Here is a 13,421-nt window from a genome sequence, read left to right on the forward strand (position 1 = left end):
GAGCCTACGGCTCTAGCTGAGCCGGCGCGCCGGCGATGAGGTCGGTCCAGCCTCTACAACTCAGCTTTTACAGCCTCTTTGGCATCGCCGCCGTCTTTGGTCGTGACGCCCGCCAACCAGCCTTCCAGCCATTGCGGATGCGCTTTGACCCACGCCTTGGCCGCGTCATCGAAACTCATCTTCTTATCCACAACCTCAGCCATGATGCTGTTTTCCATGTCCAGGGTGAATTTCAGGTTACCCAACAATTTTGCAGGGTTGGGGCAGGCCTGTGGATAACCTTTGCGGGTCAAGGTGTAGACCTCCCCCTTGCTGCCAAACCACTTTTCCCCGCCCGTCAGGTAATGCATCTTCAGTTTTACGTTCATCGGGTGCGGGGTCCAGCCCAGGAAAGTGATGTACTGGTTTTTCTTAACGGCGCGGTCCACCTGCGCCAGCATCGCTTGTTCACTCGATTCAACCAGCTTCCATTGGCCGAGGTTGAATTCATTCTTGTCGATGATCTCCTTCAGCGACAGATTGGCTGGCGCGCCCGAGCCGATTCCGTACAGCTTCTTGTCGAACTTATCGGCATGCTTTTGCAGGTCGGCGAAGTTTTTCACGCCGGCATTCCACACGTAATCGGGCACTGCCAGGGTGAACTCGGTGCCTTCGAGGTTGCGCGACAGCTGCTGCACGTCGCCATTGGCGATGAACTTGTCATGAAAGCCCTGCTGGGCCGGCATCCAATTGCCCAGAAAAGCATCGACCTTACCGTCCTTGAGGCCGCCGTAGATGATCGGCACCGCCAGGCTGTCGATCTTCACCTGGTAACCCAGGCTTTGCAGAAGCAAGCGGGCGATGGCATTGGTGGAGGCGATGTCGCTCCAGCCGGGGTCGGCCAACCTCACGGTGCTGCATTGTGCATCTTCGGCGTGAGCCGTAGCGGTGCCCAGGCTCAGGGCCAGGGCAAACACGATGGTGGAAAACTTCTGCATGGCGGCTTCTCTTCTCAATCCAGGGGTGCGGGCTGTGGATAACGTGCCTTGCGCTCGAGGTCGTCGAGATCGATGTGGTTGCGCATGTACTGTTGGCTGGCGTCCACCCGTGGTTGGTGGTCCCAGCTTTTCAGTGTGCCGATTGCCAGCGCTTCGGCCACCAGGCGGCGGCGCCGCTGGCTGGCCAGCACTTGCTGGCGCAGGCTGGGGATATCCCAGCGCTGGTGTGCTTCATCGACAAATGCCTGCAGCAGCGCCTGATGGTCCGGGCTGCCGGAGAGGTTCTCCCGCTCGTGCGGGTCGCGGCTCAGGTCATAGAGTAAACACGGGTCGTCTTCGCTGTACACGAACTTGTACGGGCCGCGGCGGATCATCATCAGGGGGCCGACGGTACCCTCGGCCATGTATTCGCCGATCACCTGGTCGTGGCCACCCTGCCCTTGCAAGTGGCCGAGCAGTGACTGCCCATCCAGATGCAGGCTTTTATCCACAGTACCGCCGGCAAGCTCGACCAGCGTCGGCAGCAGGTCGCAGGTCGATACCGAGGCACTGACCCGGGCAGGGGCGAAGCGCTTGGGTGCGTAGACCAGCAGCGGCACCCGCGCCGACATCTCGAACCAGTGCATCTTGTACCAGAGCCCGCGCTCGCCGAGCATGTCGCCGTGATCGCCGGAGAAAACGACCAAGGTGTCGTCCGCCAGGTTGCACTCCTCCAGTGTCTGCAGAAGCAGGCCGATGTTGTCGTCGATGTAGCTGCAGGCGCCGAAGTAGGCGCGACGTGCATCGCGGATCTTTTCCACAGGCAGGGGCTTGTTCCACAGGTCATAGACCTTGAGCAGGCGCTGTGAGTGGGGATCGAGCTCGCTTTGGCCTAATTCGGCGCGTGGCATGGGGATCTCCACACCCTCGTAGCGATCCCAGTAGCGCTTGGGGATGGTGTACGGGTCGTGGGGGTGAGTCATGGACACAGTCAGGCAGAACGGCCGACCATCGCTCTCGCGCACATGGTCGTAAAGGTACTGACGGGCCTTGAACACCACCTCTTCATCGAAATCCAACTGGTTGGTACGCACGCAGGGGCCGGCCTGCAATACCGAAGACATGTTGTGATACCAGCTTGGCCGCTCGTCCGGCGCGTCCCAATTCACTGCCCAGCCGTAGTCGGCAGGGTAGATGTCGCTGGTCAAGCGCTCTTCGTAGCCGTGCAACTGGTCCGGGCCGCAGAAATGCATCTTGCCCGACAGTGCGGTGCGGTAGCCAAGCCGGCGCAGGTAGTGGGCGTAGGTCGGGATATCGGCCGGGAAGTCGGCGGCGTTGTCGTAGGCGCCAATGCGGCTGGGCAGTTGGCCACTGACCAGGGTGAAGCGCGAGGGGGCGCACAGCGGGCTGTTGCAGTAGGCCGAATCGAACACCACCGCCTGATCGGCGAGCCGGCTCAGGTGGGGCATCTGGATCGGTGAGGGGCCATATATCGGCAAGATGGGGGCGGCCATCTGGTCGGCCATGATGAACAGGATATTCGGTCGCGTCATGGTTCGATTCCATCGTTGAAGGTTATGCGAACTGCTTGCCTATCAAGATGCGACTGTGGATAACATGGGTAAAGCCCATGACGGGCAATGACTGGGATTAGCTGCGCTTATGTTTGACCACCTCGCTGACCTGTCACTCGACGCGCTGCGCGTGTTCGAGGCCGCTGCCCGCTTGCGGGGTTTCACGGCGGCGGCTTTGGAGCTGGGCACTACCCAACCGGCGGTAAGCCAGCAGGTCAAACGACTGGAGGCTCAGCTGGGCACGCGCCTGTTTGACCGTATCTACCGCGGCATCGCGCTGACTGACGCCGGGCAGGTATTGTTCGAGCAGGTGCATCAAGCCCTGCAGGCCATGGATGACGGCGTTGCCCAAGCCAGCGGACGGGACCAGCGCGAAGTGTTGCAGGTGGCCACTGACTTCGCCTTCGCAGCGTTCTGGCTGATGCCTCGATTGCAGCGGTTCCACGAAGCTTATCCACAGGTGGACGTGAGCCTGGTGACCGGTGAGCGCAGCCAGGGGATGTTACGGCCGGACATCGATGTGGCGGTGTTATTTGGTGATGGGCGGTTCCACCAGGGCGAAAGCCGATGGCTGTTCGATGAAGAAGTATTCCCGGTCTGCAGCCCTCGGCTGACTCATGGCAAACCCTTGTCAGCTGTGGCTTTGCAACGATTGCCACTGCTTCATCTGCGTGGCGAGCAGGCCAGCCGCTGGTTCGACTGGGCCGGTGTGTTTCGTGGCTTTGGCGTTCAAAGCCCGCCGCCTCCAGGGCAGTTACGGTTCGATAACTACACGCTGTTGGTCCAGGCGGCAATTGCCGGACAAGGCGTGGCTATCGGCTGGCGGCATCTGGTCGATGGGCTGGTCGAGCAAGGGTTGTTGTGCCGGCCGCTGGAGGGTAGCTTGCGTTCGGCGCGGGGGTATTACGTGGTGCTGCCGCCGCGCAAGCGGCGTGGGGCGCTGATCGAGCGGTTTGTGGATTGGCTGGAAAGTGAGCGGACTCGGTGAATGAATGGGGCTGCTGCGCAGCCCACCGCCGGCAAGCCAACGCCTACAGGCCCATGGCGTGGCTTGAGCTAGTGCGTTACCTGTAGGCCCCTGGCGGCTTACGTCACGAAGTTCAGATGCTCGCCCCGATGCAGGTCCAGCTCGAGCATGTCGGCCATCCCCGCCGCCATTCGCTCCAGGTCCATCAGTGGCTGTGGCGCATTGATCAACGTCCAGTGCAAAGGGCTGCGTTGCAGTGCATCTACAACCTGGTCCACACACTCACGTTCTTCTTCGGTGTACTTGCCCGGCGCGTCCAGCACATCGAAATCGCCCACCAGCAGCACCCGGCGTATAGTCGTGCGAGAAAGGCCGGCGACCAACGCTTCGCTCATCCGCCCTTGCGCGGCAAGGTCACCGGATGCCAGCGCCGACAGCAGGGCAATCACCGCCGAGCCCCCCGCTGCGCCCTGCTCCGCCTGGTCGGCATCACCCAGCCCGCCTATCTTGAAATGCAGGCCCGGGCGCGGAGCATGGCGGTTGAGGTCATCGACCACGGCAGTGACTTCATGCTGACGTGACAGCAACTCGACCATCAGGGCACTGCCCAGGCGGCTTTCAGCCCCGAACAGCACCAGCTTGAACACTGGGGTTTCGGCATTTTTCACTGCATCGCTCCCTTCGCAGGTGGGTGATGGTTTGACCGCAATCAGGAGACATCGTGCAAAGGATCAAGGGCTATCACGCCCACGTTTATTACGACGCATCGACTATCGAGCAGGCTCGTGCGCTGTGCGAGGAGGCGGCGCGGCTGTTTCCCGTGACCATGGGGCGCATGCACGAGAAGCCGGTAGGGCCGCACCCGGACTGGAGCTGCCAGCTGGCGTTCGAGCCGCAGGTGTTGGCGGTGGTGTTGCCGTGGTTGGCGCTGTATCGCAAGGGGTTGGTGGTGTTTCTGCATCCGCTGACCGGGGATGAGCTGGCAGATCACCGTGATCATGCGATCTGGATGGGGGCTTTGCGACCTTTGAAGTTATCGGTTTTTGGCGGTTAGCGATGTGTCGGCTTCTTCGCGGACAGACCCGCGAAGAAGCCACTGGGATCAGTGTCGGGCGCCGCGCACACCTTCAGCCAGCGCAGAGCACAGGCTCAGCACATCGGCAACAGCCTGATCGGCATCTTTGGCCTGCGCGATCTTGTCGACCAGCGCCGACCCTACCACCACACCATCAGCCAGGCGCGCGATCGCTGCGGCCTGCTCTGGTGTACGAATGCCGAAGCCAACGCTGATCGGCAGGTCAGTGTGCCGACGCAGACGGGCGATGGCTTCGGTGACGTGCTCGGTGGTTGCCGAGCCGGCGCCGGTCACACCGGCCACTGATACGTAATAGACGAACCCGGAGCTGCGCTCCAGCACTCGTGGCAGGCGCGCATCGTCGGTGGTCGGGGTGGTCAGGCGAATGAAGTCGATGCCAGCGGCCTGGGCCGGCGTCGCGAGCTCGGCATCGTGCTCCGGCGGCAGGTCGACGATGATCAGGCCATCGACGCCTGCTTCTTTGGCTTGTGCAACGAACTGTTCTACACCAAAGCGGTGGATCGGGTTGTAGTACCCCATCAGCACGATCGGTGTGGCCTGGTTGTCGACGCGGAATTCACGCACCATCTTCAGCGTCTTGGCCAGGTTCTGGCCTGCTTCCAGCGCACGCAGCGTGGCCAGCTGAATGGCGACGCCATCGGCCATCGGGTCGGTGAACGGCATGCCCAGTTCGATCACATCGGCGCCGGCCGCCGGCAGGCCCTTGAGGATCTGCAGCGAGGCATCGTAGCCAGGGTCGCCGGCGGTGACGAAGGTGACCAGTGCAGAGCGGCCTTCGGCTTTCAGCTCGGCAAAGCGTTGTTCAAGACGGCTCATGCCTGTTTCTCCTGGGCGGCCATGTGGTTCATCACGGTTTGCATGTCTTTGTCGCCACGGCCTGACAGGCAGATGACCATCAGGTGATCCTTGGGCAGGCTCGGCGCGCGCTTGATCGCTTCGGCCAGGGCGTGCGAGCTTTCCAGGGCCGGGATGATGCCTTCCAGGCGGCAGGTAGCGTGGAACGCGTCGAGGGCCTCATCGTCAGTGATGCTGACGTACTCCACACGCTTCACTTCATGCAGGTAGGCATGTTCCGGGCCGATGCCTGGGTAGTCGAGGCCGGCCGAGATCGAGTGCGCGTCAGTGATCTGGCCGTCATCGTCCTGCAGCAGGTAGGTACGGTTGCCGTGCAGCACGCCGGGTACGCCGCCGTTGAGGCTGGCCGCATGCTTGTCGGTATCCACGCCATGGCCGCCGGCTTCCACGCCAATGATCTTGACGCTCTGTTCTTCGAGGAATTCGTGGAACAGGCCCATGGCATTGGAGCCACCGCCAACACAGGCAATCAGGCTGTCGGGCAGGCGGCCTTCCTTCTCTTGCAACTGGGCGCGGGTCTCTTTGCCGATGATCGACTGGAAGTCGCGGACCATTGCCGGGTACGGGTGTGGGCCGGCCACGGTACCGATCAGGTAGAAGGTGTCGTCGACGTTGGTGACCCAGTCGCGCAGGGCTTCGTTCATGGCGTCTTTGAGTGTGCCAGTGCCCGCTGTAACCGGGACGATCTCGGCGCCCAGCAGCTTCATGCGGAACACGTTGGCCTGCTGGCGCTCGATGTCGGTGGCGCCCATGTAGATTACGCAGGGCAGCCCGAAGCGTGCAGCGACGGTGGCAGTGGCCACGCCGTGCATGCCGGCGCCGGTTTCAGCGATCAGGCGTTTTTTGCCCATGCGCTTGGCCAGCAGCACTTGGCCGATGCAGTTGTTTACCTTGTGCGCGCCGGTGTGGTTGAGCTCTTCACGTTTGAAGAAAATCTTTGCGCCGCCGCAATGCTCGGTCAGGCGCTCGGCGAAATACAGCGGGTTGGGGCGGCCGATGTAGTCGCGCTGGAAGTAGGCCAGTTCTTCGAGGAACTTCGGGTCGGCCTTGGCGGCTTCATACTCGCGGGCCAGATCCAGCACCAGCGGCATCAGGGTTTCGGCCACGTAGCGGCCACCGAACGAGCCGAACAGGCCGTTGGCGTCGGGGCCGGGGCGGTATTGGGACTGGGTCATGGGGCGCTCCAGGGCGTAATGAATGAGTGATGGGCTTTACTCTAACCACGGCAAGCCCGGCTGAAAACCGATAAGATTGCGTAAACCTGTCAGGAAAACTCACACGTCAAATGGCCCACGACCTCCCTCCCCTCAACGCCCTGCGGGCCTTCGAATGCACCGCCAGGCTCAATAGCGTCAGCCAGGCTGCCGAGGCACTGCATGTCACTCATGGTGCTGTGAGCCGGCAGATCAAGGTGCTGGAGGAGCACTTGGGCGTGGCCTTGTTCGTCAAGGACGGCCGCGGCATCAAACTCACAGATGCCGGGGTCAGGCTACGTGATGCCAGTGGCGAAGCGTTCGACAGGCTGCGCAGCGTATGCGGCGAACTCAGCCGGGATGTCAGCGAGGCACCGTTCGTGCTGGGGTGCTCGGGAAGCCTGCTGGCGCGATGGTTCATTCCCCGGCTTGGGCGCCTGAAGGCGGACCTGCCAGAGTTGCGCCTGCACCTGTCAGCGGGCGAAGGCGACCTTGACCCGCGCCGGCCGGGGCTCGATGCGCTGCTGGTGTATGCCGAACCCCCTTGGCCTGTGGATATGCAGGTACATGTCCTGGCCGAGGAGCGTATCGGGCCGGTGCTGAGCCCACTCTTTACCGGTTTCGAGCGGTTACGCAGTGCACCCGCTGTAGCGCTGCTGGACGAAGCCTTGTTGCATACCACCTCACGCCCGCAGGCGTGGCCGACCTGGGCCGAACAACAGGGGTTGGATCGGGCTGCGTTGCAGTATGGGCAGGCCTTCGAGCACTTGTATTACCTGCTGGAAGCGGCTGTGGCAGGGCTTGGCGTGGCTATCGCACCGCAGCCGTTAGTGGCGGATGACTTGCGTGCAGGGCGGCTCAGTGCACCGTGGGGCTTTTCCCCTACAGCAGCGGCACTGGCGCTGTTGGTGCCGCGGCGCGCCGCAGACGGGCGCGCCGAGCAACTGGCGCAGTGGCTGCGCCGTGAACTGGAGCGGCAGGCAGGTTAGTTGCGGCGGTACAGCAGGTAGGCCGCGAGCAGGCCGAGCGCGCCGATGGCTACACCAGCAGTGGTCACCGGGTGCTCCTGAGCGTAGTCACGGGTGGCGATACCGGTCTGGCGGGTGCGGGTCTTCACTTCCTCGTAAGCATCGCTAAGCAGGCTGCGCGAGTGCTTCAATGCGCTTTCGGCGTTGCTGCGGATTGCCTTCACGGACTTCTGTGACTCCTCCGAGGCATCGTGTTTGAGGCTCTCCAGACTCTTCAGGAGGCTTTCGATCTCCGCTTCCATGCTTTCCAGGGATGTTTTACGCAGCGAATTGCGGTGCATGGTGACTCTCCTTTGCAGTATGGACTGTATGGATTGCGACTGCGCCCCGCAGCGAAAGTGCGATCGAACTTTCGCCAAGGCTGACGGCTCGCAGGTAAACCAGGCCTGCGCTGCTAGGCTCAATTCACTGTCACCCACGGAGAGCGCTCATGACCGATCATCACACTTACAAGAAGATCGAGCTGGTAGGTTCATCGACCACCAGCATCGAAGACGCAATCAACAATGCGTTGGCCGAAGCGGCCAAGAGCATCAAGCATCTGGAATGGTTCGAAGTGATCGACACCCGCGGCCACATCGAAGGCAACAAGGTGGCGCACTTTCAGGTCACGCTCAAAGTGGGCTTCCGCATCGCCAATAGTTGAAACAGTGGCGGGCTGGCTAAGGCCGGCGTGATAGCGTTATACAGACAAGGGCGCCTTTGCCGGCGCCCTTTGCCATTTTCATCTGCACAAGGAAAGCGAGTGATGAAGAAACTGATTCTGGCGGTGGGCCTGATGACGCTGGCGGGTGGCGCGCTGGCGGCGGGCAAGCCTTGCGAGGAGCTCAAGGCGGAGATTGCCGCGAAGCTGGATGCCAAGGGTGTGGAAGGTTACACACTGGAGATCGTCAGCAAGGGCGACCCTGCGGGCAAGGTGGTGGGGAGCTGTGAGGGTAGCACCAAGGAAATTGTCTACCGGCGTGGTTGAACGCTGGCCTAGCCGCCAGCAAGCCGGCCCCACAGCGTTGCCAACACCTCGCGGCTTTGGCGTGTGCTGTGGGCGCCGGTTAGCCGGCGATTTGGGATTACTCAGACCTCAAGGCTTGCGCCAACAATTCATACGACCTGATCCGGTCCTCATGCTCGTACAGGTCGCAGGTAAAGATCAGCTCATCCGCCCCGGTCTGCTCCAGTAGCACCTCGACCTTGGCCCTTACCTTCTGCGGGCTGCCGATCATCGCCAAGCCCAGGAAGCTACCCACCGCATCCCGCTCGTGCGGTAACCACAAGCCATCCATGCTCGGCACTGGCTTGCGCTGCATCAGGCTCTGGCCGCGTATCAAGGCAAGAATACGCTGGTACACCGAGGTGGCCAGGAATTCGGCCTTGTCGTCGGTTTCGGCCACCACCATCGGAATGCCCAACATGACGTAGGGCTTGTCCAGCGTGGTAGACGGCTTGAAATGGTCGCGGTAGATACGGATCGCCTCATGCATGTAGCGCGGCGCGAAGTGCGAGGCGAAGGCGTAGGGCATGCCGCGCATGCCGGCCAGCTGTGCGCTGAACAGGCTGGAGCCGAGCAGCCACATCGGCACCTCGGTGTCGTGCCCAGGGACGGCGATCACTTTTTGATCATCTGTGCGCGGGCCAAGGTAGCGCGACAATTCTTCGACATCGTCCGGGAAATCATCGGCGCTGCCCGAACGCTCGCGACGCAGGGCGCGTGCGGTCATCTGGTCGGAGCCCGGCGCACGGCCCAGCCCAAGGTCGATACGCCCTGGATAAAGGCTGGCCAACGTGCCGAACTGTTCGGCGATGACCAAGGGGGCATGGTTGGGCAGCATGACGCCACCGGAGCCGACACGGATGGTTGAAGTGCCCCCCGCCAGGTAGCCGATCAGTACGGAGGTCGCGGAGCTGGCGATGCCGTCCATGTTGTGGTGTTCAGCGACCCAGAAACGGTTGTAGCCGAACCGCTCGACGTGCTGCGCCAGGTCCAGCGAATTGCGCAACGCTTGCGCAGGGCCCGCGTCGGCCCGCACAGGCACCAGATCGAGGGTGGAAATTTTCAGGTCACGCAGCTGCGTCATTCGAGCCTCCGCAAAAGTGATTGGCCGAAGGCCTTTCTAACTCTGTATGGGCACATTCGGAAGATTCAATGCTTGCGGTGCGATTGATCTGAACTTGCCGAAGGTGGGTGGCCTCTGAACCCATAGATACGTAACCGAGTGACCAGGAGGCATCATGAAAAAGACTGCATCGGCGATCTGGCAAGGTGGCCTGAAGGACGGCAAAGGCGTTATTTCGACTGAAAGCGGCGCCTTGAAGCAGAACCCTTATGGTTTCAACACCCGCTTCGAGGGCTCGCCCGGCACCAACCCAGAGGAGTTGATCGGCGCGGCTCATGCTGGCTGCTTCTCGATGGCGCTGTCGATGATGCTTGGCGAGGCGGGCCTGACCCCAGACCGTATCGATACGATCGCTGAGGTGACCTTGGACAAACAGCCCGACGGCTTTGCCATCACTGCTGTGCACCTGGTCCTCAAGGCCAAGGTGCCTGGTGCGAGCGAAGCCCAGTTCCTTGAGATTGCCAACAAGGCCAAAGCTGGCTGCCCGGTGTCCAAGGTGTTGAACGCGAAGATCAGCCTGGACGCCAGCTTGGTGGGCTAAGCGGCGCAACCGCTTCGGTTTGCTGTAGTCTAAACGGCACCGGCAGCCCAGCTGTCTAACCAGGAGCAGTGCCATGAAACGCGTCGTAAGCGCCGTGTTGGCGTCTCTGCTAGCCACTTCTGCCTCGGCGGCGGTCAAGCCGTGCGAGGAACTGAAGGCCGAGATCGAAGCCAAGATCCAGGCTCAGGGTGTGCCGTCGTACACGCTGGAGATCGTGCCCAATGCTGAGGTCAAGGATCAGAATATGATCGTCGGCAGCTGTGACGGCGGGACCAAAAAGATCATTTATCAGAAGAACGGATGATCACCGATGGAAACCGGGGCTGGACAGCAGCCCCGGGTTTCAGGGAATGCAGAACACATTGCTGGGCTCGTCGACCACCACGGTGCGGCTGGCGTCATACAAGAGCACTTGCGGTTCCATCACCGGTGCCCGCGCCTCCAGACGGTAACGTTCGCCTGCCTTGAAATCGTCGAAGCGCACGGTCAGGTAACACGTCCGATCCCTGGGCTGGCTCATCATGCCGCCCCCGTAAATTTCATAATCGAAGCGCACCACCAGTTCGTGCTTGCCAGGTGTGACCTGGAAGTAACGGCCGTCCTCAAGGCGCTTGCCATCGAGCTTATCCGCCATGATGACTCGGCCGGGCGTGATGGTGTAGAGGTCGACCCAGGCTTGCTTAGGGTCTACGGGGGGCAAGGGGCTGGCGCATGCCCCCAATGCACTGAGGGCCATCAGCATCATGGGCTGGCGCATGGTGAAACTCCCACTTGCGATTCACAAGTTACAAGCATAGCGCCGTTTGCAGGCTTCAGGTGCGTTGGCAGCCCGCCGGCAGGCCTTGGCCGACCAGTTTTTGCTGGTGGTCATAGAGCTTGATCCAGGGCCGGAAGCCTATGCTGCCTGCCTGCAGGCTATAACGCTGGCCGGCGCTGAAGTCCTTGAAGGTCAAGTTGAGCTGGCAGTCGCGCCACAACGGTGCCTCAACGGGGCCGATATTGCTGGGTGTGACCGGGAACTGGTAGCGCACGGTCAGCTCGTGGCTACCGGGCTGGACCTCGAAATAGCGGGTGTCAGCCCAATCGCGCTCATCCACCTGCACCGCGTGCAGCGAACTCTCGTCATGTGGGGTGAGGTCGATCCACGCTTGGTTCGGGTCCGGGTCTGGCAGGGTCGAACAGGCAGACGTCAGCAACAATGAGCCGGCGACGAACAGTGCACGCATGGCGAAACTCCCCCTTGGCGAGATAGTCTTGGAGTGCATCGGCCGTGAGCGAATGGATAGTCCAAGATGGTCTGGTTTTTTCTTTTGAAGCGCTCAGGCCCTGGGCCACTCGACCGCGTTTTCAGCACTTTGGTTCCAGTGCTGGGCGCCTTTCTGCTGAGTGGTTGCAGCAGCCTTGCCTATTACGGGCAGTTGGCCGATGGTCAATGGCAGCTGTTGCGTGCACGTCAGCCGGTGGAGCAGGTACTCGCCGATCCGGCCAGCAGCCCGCAGTTGCGGGCCCGCCTGCAACACGCCGAGCAGGCGCGGCTGTTCGCCAGCAAGCAACTGGGCCTGCCGGACAACGGTAGCTACCGGGTGTATGCCGACCTCGGGCGGCCCTATGTGGTGTGGAATGTGTTCGCTACGCCTGAGCTCTCGCTGCAGCCGGTGACGCACTGTTTCCCTGTGGCCGGTTGCGTCGCCTACCGCGGTTATTACCAACAGGGTGCAGCCCGCGGCGCGGCGGCGGTGATGCGCCAGGCGGGCATGGATGTCTATGTGGCCGGTGTCGAAGCTTATTCGACGCTTGGCTGGTTCGACGACCCGATCCTGTCGTCGATGGTCGGCTGGGGCGATGAGCGCCTGGCCGCGTTGATCTTCCACGAACTGGCGCATCAGCGCGTGTACGTGCAGGACGACACGGCGTTCAACGAGTCCTTCGCCACGTTCGTCGAGCACGAAGGATCGCGGCAATGGCGCGCCGCCCGTGGGCTTGAAGCGAATCAGGGTGAGCAGAGCCTGCAGCGTGACCAGTTCATACGGCTGATTCTGGCCAGTCGCGAGCGGCTGCAGGCGATCTATGCCGGGCCGTTGGATGACACCCACAAACGTGCGGCCAAGCAGGCAGAGTTCGAGCGCTTGAGGCGGGAGTATCGCCAGGTACGAGATAGCCAGTGGGCTGGGGACAAGCGCTATGACGCCTGGATGTATGGGCCGATGAGCAATGCCAAGCTGTTGCCGTTCGGGCTGTATGACCAATGGGTGCCGGCGTTTGCGGCGGTGTTCCGTGAGGTTGGGGGGGATTGGGCCCGGTTTTACGAGAAGGTAGAAGCGCTGGGACGGTTGCCGGGCGAACAGCGCAAGGCGATGTTGGCTCGATTGGTGGCGGGTCAGTGAACGCTGGGGGCCGCTATGCGGCCCATCGCCGGCAAGCCGGCTAGCTACACGCGCGCTCAGGCCTTGATGAACGCCTGATGCATCTCAGCCAAGGTGGCGTAGTGGAACTCAGGCGTGTGGGCCTTCAATTCTTCGTCGCTGCCGAACCCGTACCCCACTGCCACTGCCTGCAACCCATTGCTGCGCGCCCCGATCAGGTCGTGCTTGCGATCGCCGATCATCAGGGTCTGCGCCGGGTCCAGTCCTTCCTCGTCCAGCAGGTGGCGAATCAGCTCGACCTTGTTGGTGCGCGTGCCGTCCAGTTCACTGCCGTAAATCACCTTGAAGTGATGATCGAAGGCAAAGTGCCTGGCGATCTCACGGGCGAACTCCCAAGGCTTGGACGTTGCGATGTACAGCGTACGGCCCTGACGGTTCAGGTCCTGGAGCAGTTCCGGCACGCCTTCGAAGACCAGGTTTTCGTAGAGGCCGGTGACCCGGAAGCGCTCCCGGTAAAAATTCACCGCCTCCCACGCCTTGGCTTCATCGAAGCTGTAGAACTGCATGAAGGCCTGCAGCAGGGGTGGGCCGATGAAGTGCTCGAGCCGCGCCAGGTCTGGCTCGTCGATGCCCAGTTTGGCCAGGGCGTACTGGATCGAACGGGTAATGCCCAGGCGCGGGTCGGTCAGGGTGCCGTCAAGGTCGAAAAGGATATTCTGCTGGTGCATGGTGGTCTC

At 62.0% G+C, this 13,421-nt stretch carries 18 protein-coding genes; 8 read left to right on the plus strand and 10 right to left on the minus strand.

Features of this window, described 5'->3' with window-relative positions; translation table 11 throughout:
• Nucleotides 1–53: 53 nt before the first annotated feature.
• Nucleotides 54–977, minus strand: a complete 924-nt coding sequence (choX, locus tag ABRP30_RS00195; protein ID WP_267819940.1) for a choline ABC transporter substrate-binding protein — start codon at nucleotides 975–977, stop codon at nucleotides 54–56.
• A gap of 14 nt (nucleotides 978–991) precedes the next feature.
• A complete protein-coding gene (betC, locus tag ABRP30_RS00200; RefSeq protein WP_267819942.1) occupies nucleotides 992–2,509 on the minus strand; it encodes a choline-sulfatase in 1,518 nt (505 codons plus the stop codon).
• Nucleotides 2,510–2,618: 109 nt separating this feature from the next.
• On the opposite strand from betC, the gene ABRP30_RS00205 reads away from it, so the two are divergent.
• Nucleotides 2,619–3,518 carry a LysR family transcriptional regulator gene (locus ABRP30_RS00205; RefSeq protein ID WP_241806678.1) on the plus strand — a complete coding sequence of 300 codons (900 nt, stop codon included), beginning with the start codon at nucleotides 2,619–2,621 and terminating at the stop codon, nucleotides 3,516–3,518.
• Between the two features lie 98 nt (nucleotides 3,519–3,616).
• Here ABRP30_RS00205 and ABRP30_RS00210 read toward each other — a convergent pair whose 3' ends face one another.
• Complete coding sequence (locus tag ABRP30_RS00210; RefSeq protein ID WP_267819945.1) at nucleotides 3,617–4,165, minus strand: NAD(P)-dependent oxidoreductase; 549 nt, start codon at nucleotides 4,163–4,165, stop codon at nucleotides 3,617–3,619.
• A 53-nt stretch (nucleotides 4,166–4,218) separates the two neighbouring features.
• On the opposite strand from ABRP30_RS00210, the gene ABRP30_RS00215 reads away from it, so the two are divergent.
• Complete coding sequence (locus tag ABRP30_RS00215; RefSeq protein ID WP_267819947.1) at nucleotides 4,219–4,551, plus strand: DOPA 4,5-dioxygenase family protein; 333 nt, start codon at nucleotides 4,219–4,221, stop codon at nucleotides 4,549–4,551.
• A gap of 48 nt (nucleotides 4,552–4,599) precedes the next feature.
• Here ABRP30_RS00215 and trpA read toward each other — a convergent pair whose 3' ends face one another.
• Entirely contained in the window at nucleotides 4,600–5,409 is an 810-nt protein-coding gene (gene trpA, locus ABRP30_RS00220) for a tryptophan synthase subunit alpha (RefSeq protein ID WP_267819949.1), read from the minus strand.
• Nucleotides 5,406–6,623, minus strand: coding sequence for a tryptophan synthase subunit beta (gene trpB / locus ABRP30_RS00225; protein ID WP_241806682.1), 1,218 nt, complete (start codon nucleotides 6,621–6,623; stop codon nucleotides 5,406–5,408). The genes trpA and trpB overlap by 4 nt, the downstream gene beginning before the upstream one ends.
• A gap of 110 nt (nucleotides 6,624–6,733) precedes the next feature.
• Between trpB and ABRP30_RS00230 the strand changes: the two genes are divergently transcribed.
• The gene (locus ABRP30_RS00230) at nucleotides 6,734–7,630 is read left to right on the plus strand and encodes a LysR family transcriptional regulator (RefSeq protein ID WP_349975567.1); all 897 of its coding nucleotides are present in this window, start codon (nucleotides 6,734–6,736) and stop codon (nucleotides 7,628–7,630) included.
• On the opposite strand, the gene ABRP30_RS00235 is transcribed toward ABRP30_RS00230, so the two are convergent.
• On the minus strand, nucleotides 7,627–7,950 hold the full coding sequence (locus tag ABRP30_RS00235; RefSeq protein ID WP_012312055.1) for a YqjD family protein: 324 nt from the start codon (nucleotides 7,948–7,950) through the stop codon (nucleotides 7,627–7,629). The genes ABRP30_RS00230 and ABRP30_RS00235 overlap by 4 nt on opposite strands.
• A 149-nt stretch (nucleotides 7,951–8,099) precedes the next feature.
• Here ABRP30_RS00235 and ABRP30_RS00240 point away from each other — a divergent pair, with 149 nt between their 5' ends.
• Together ABRP30_RS00240 and ABRP30_RS00245 are read left to right on the plus strand one after the other, a co-directional pair.
• Nucleotides 8,100–8,315 carry a dodecin gene (locus ABRP30_RS00240; RefSeq protein WP_241806684.1) on the plus strand — a complete coding sequence of 72 codons (216 nt, stop codon included), beginning with the start codon at nucleotides 8,100–8,102 and terminating at the stop codon, nucleotides 8,313–8,315.
• A 102-nt stretch (nucleotides 8,316–8,417) separates the two neighbouring features.
• On the plus strand, nucleotides 8,418–8,639 hold the full coding sequence (locus ABRP30_RS00245) for a DUF1161 domain-containing protein (protein ID WP_267819954.1): 222 nt from the start codon (nucleotides 8,418–8,420) through the stop codon (nucleotides 8,637–8,639).
• Nucleotides 8,640–8,736: 97 nt separating this feature from the next.
• Here ABRP30_RS00245 and ABRP30_RS00250 read toward each other — a convergent pair whose 3' ends face one another.
• Nucleotides 8,737–9,741: an LLM class flavin-dependent oxidoreductase gene (locus ABRP30_RS00250; protein WP_349975568.1), complete on the minus strand. Its 1,005-nt coding sequence runs from the start codon at nucleotides 9,739–9,741 to the stop codon at nucleotides 8,737–8,739.
• Nucleotides 9,742–9,895: 154 nt separating this feature from the next.
• On the opposite strand from ABRP30_RS00250, the gene ABRP30_RS00255 reads away from it, so the two are divergent.
• Both ABRP30_RS00255 and ABRP30_RS00260 read left to right on the plus strand, forming a co-directional pair.
• Nucleotides 9,896–10,321, plus strand: coding sequence for an OsmC family protein (locus tag ABRP30_RS00255; protein ID WP_241806687.1), 426 nt, complete (start codon nucleotides 9,896–9,898; stop codon nucleotides 10,319–10,321).
• Between the two features lie 73 nt (nucleotides 10,322–10,394).
• Nucleotides 10,395–10,625, plus strand: a complete 231-nt coding sequence (locus ABRP30_RS00260; protein ID WP_267819959.1) for a DUF1161 domain-containing protein — start codon at nucleotides 10,395–10,397, stop codon at nucleotides 10,623–10,625.
• Nucleotides 10,626–10,664: 39 nt separating this feature from the next.
• Here the strand turns inward: ABRP30_RS00260 and ABRP30_RS00265 are convergent, their stop codons facing one another.
• Together ABRP30_RS00265 and ABRP30_RS00270 are read right to left on the minus strand one after the other, a co-directional pair.
• Entirely contained in the window at nucleotides 10,665–11,078 is a 414-nt protein-coding gene (locus ABRP30_RS00265) for a hypothetical protein (RefSeq protein WP_267819961.1), read from the minus strand.
• 55 nt (nucleotides 11,079–11,133) lie between these two features.
• Entirely contained in the window at nucleotides 11,134–11,547 is a 414-nt protein-coding gene (locus ABRP30_RS00270; protein ID WP_267819963.1) for a hypothetical protein, read from the minus strand.
• Between the two features lie 84 nt (nucleotides 11,548–11,631).
• On the opposite strand from ABRP30_RS00270, the gene ABRP30_RS00275 reads away from it, so the two are divergent.
• Nucleotides 11,632–12,705: an aminopeptidase gene (locus ABRP30_RS00275; RefSeq protein ID WP_267824145.1), complete on the plus strand. Its 1,074-nt coding sequence runs from the start codon at nucleotides 11,632–11,634 to the stop codon at nucleotides 12,703–12,705.
• A gap of 56 nt (nucleotides 12,706–12,761) precedes the next feature.
• Here the strand turns inward: ABRP30_RS00275 and ABRP30_RS00280 are convergent, their stop codons facing one another.
• Nucleotides 12,762–13,412, minus strand: a complete 651-nt coding sequence (locus tag ABRP30_RS00280) for an HAD family hydrolase (protein ID WP_349975605.1) — start codon at nucleotides 13,410–13,412, stop codon at nucleotides 12,762–12,764.
• Nucleotides 13,413–13,421: the final 9 nt, after the last annotated feature.

Origin of the sequence: Pseudomonas sp. WHRI 8519 (assembly GCF_040224055.2) — a bacterium.
GTDB classification, from domain to species: Bacteria; Pseudomonadota; Gammaproteobacteria; order Pseudomonadales; family Pseudomonadaceae; genus Aquipseudomonas; species Aquipseudomonas putida_X.

Coding starts and splice junctions, on each gene's coding strand:
- choX (WP_267819940.1), bottom strand. CDS start 977: ATGCAGAAGTTTTCCACCATCGTGTTTGCCCTGGCCCTGAGCCTGGGC.
- betC (WP_267819942.1), bottom strand. CDS start 2,509: ATGACGCGACCGAATATCCTGTTCATCATGGCCGACCAGATGGCCGCC.
- ABRP30_RS00205 (WP_241806678.1), top strand. CDS start 2,619: ATGTTTGACCACCTCGCTGACCTGTCACTCGACGCGCTGCGCGTGTTC.
- trpA (WP_267819949.1), bottom strand. CDS start 5,409: ATGAGCCGTCTTGAACAACGCTTTGCCGAGCTGAAAGCCGAAGGCCGC.
- trpB (WP_241806682.1), bottom strand. CDS start 6,623: ATGACCCAGTCCCAATACCGCCCCGGCCCCGACGCCAACGGCCTGTTC.
- ABRP30_RS00230 (WP_349975567.1), top strand. CDS start 6,734: ATGGCCCACGACCTCCCTCCCCTCAACGCCCTGCGGGCCTTCGAATGC.
- ABRP30_RS00235 (WP_012312055.1), bottom strand. CDS start 7,950: ATGCACCGCAATTCGCTGCGTAAAACATCCCTGGAAAGCATGGAAGCG.
- ABRP30_RS00240 (WP_241806684.1), top strand. CDS start 8,100: ATGACCGATCATCACACTTACAAGAAGATCGAGCTGGTAGGTTCATCG.
- ABRP30_RS00245 (WP_267819954.1), top strand. CDS start 8,418: ATGAAGAAACTGATTCTGGCGGTGGGCCTGATGACGCTGGCGGGTGGC.
- ABRP30_RS00250 (WP_349975568.1), bottom strand. CDS start 9,741: ATGACGCAGCTGCGTGACCTGAAAATTTCCACCCTCGATCTGGTGCCT.
- ABRP30_RS00255 (WP_241806687.1), top strand. CDS start 9,896: ATGAAAAAGACTGCATCGGCGATCTGGCAAGGTGGCCTGAAGGACGGC.
- ABRP30_RS00260 (WP_267819959.1), top strand. CDS start 10,395: ATGAAACGCGTCGTAAGCGCCGTGTTGGCGTCTCTGCTAGCCACTTCT.
- ABRP30_RS00265 (WP_267819961.1), bottom strand. CDS start 11,078: ATGCGCCAGCCCATGATGCTGATGGCCCTCAGTGCATTGGGGGCATGC.
- ABRP30_RS00270 (WP_267819963.1), bottom strand. CDS start 11,547: ATGCGTGCACTGTTCGTCGCCGGCTCATTGTTGCTGACGTCTGCCTGT.
- ABRP30_RS00280 (WP_349975605.1), bottom strand. CDS start 13,412: ATGCACCAGCAGAATATCCTTTTCGACCTTGACGGCACCCTGACCGAC.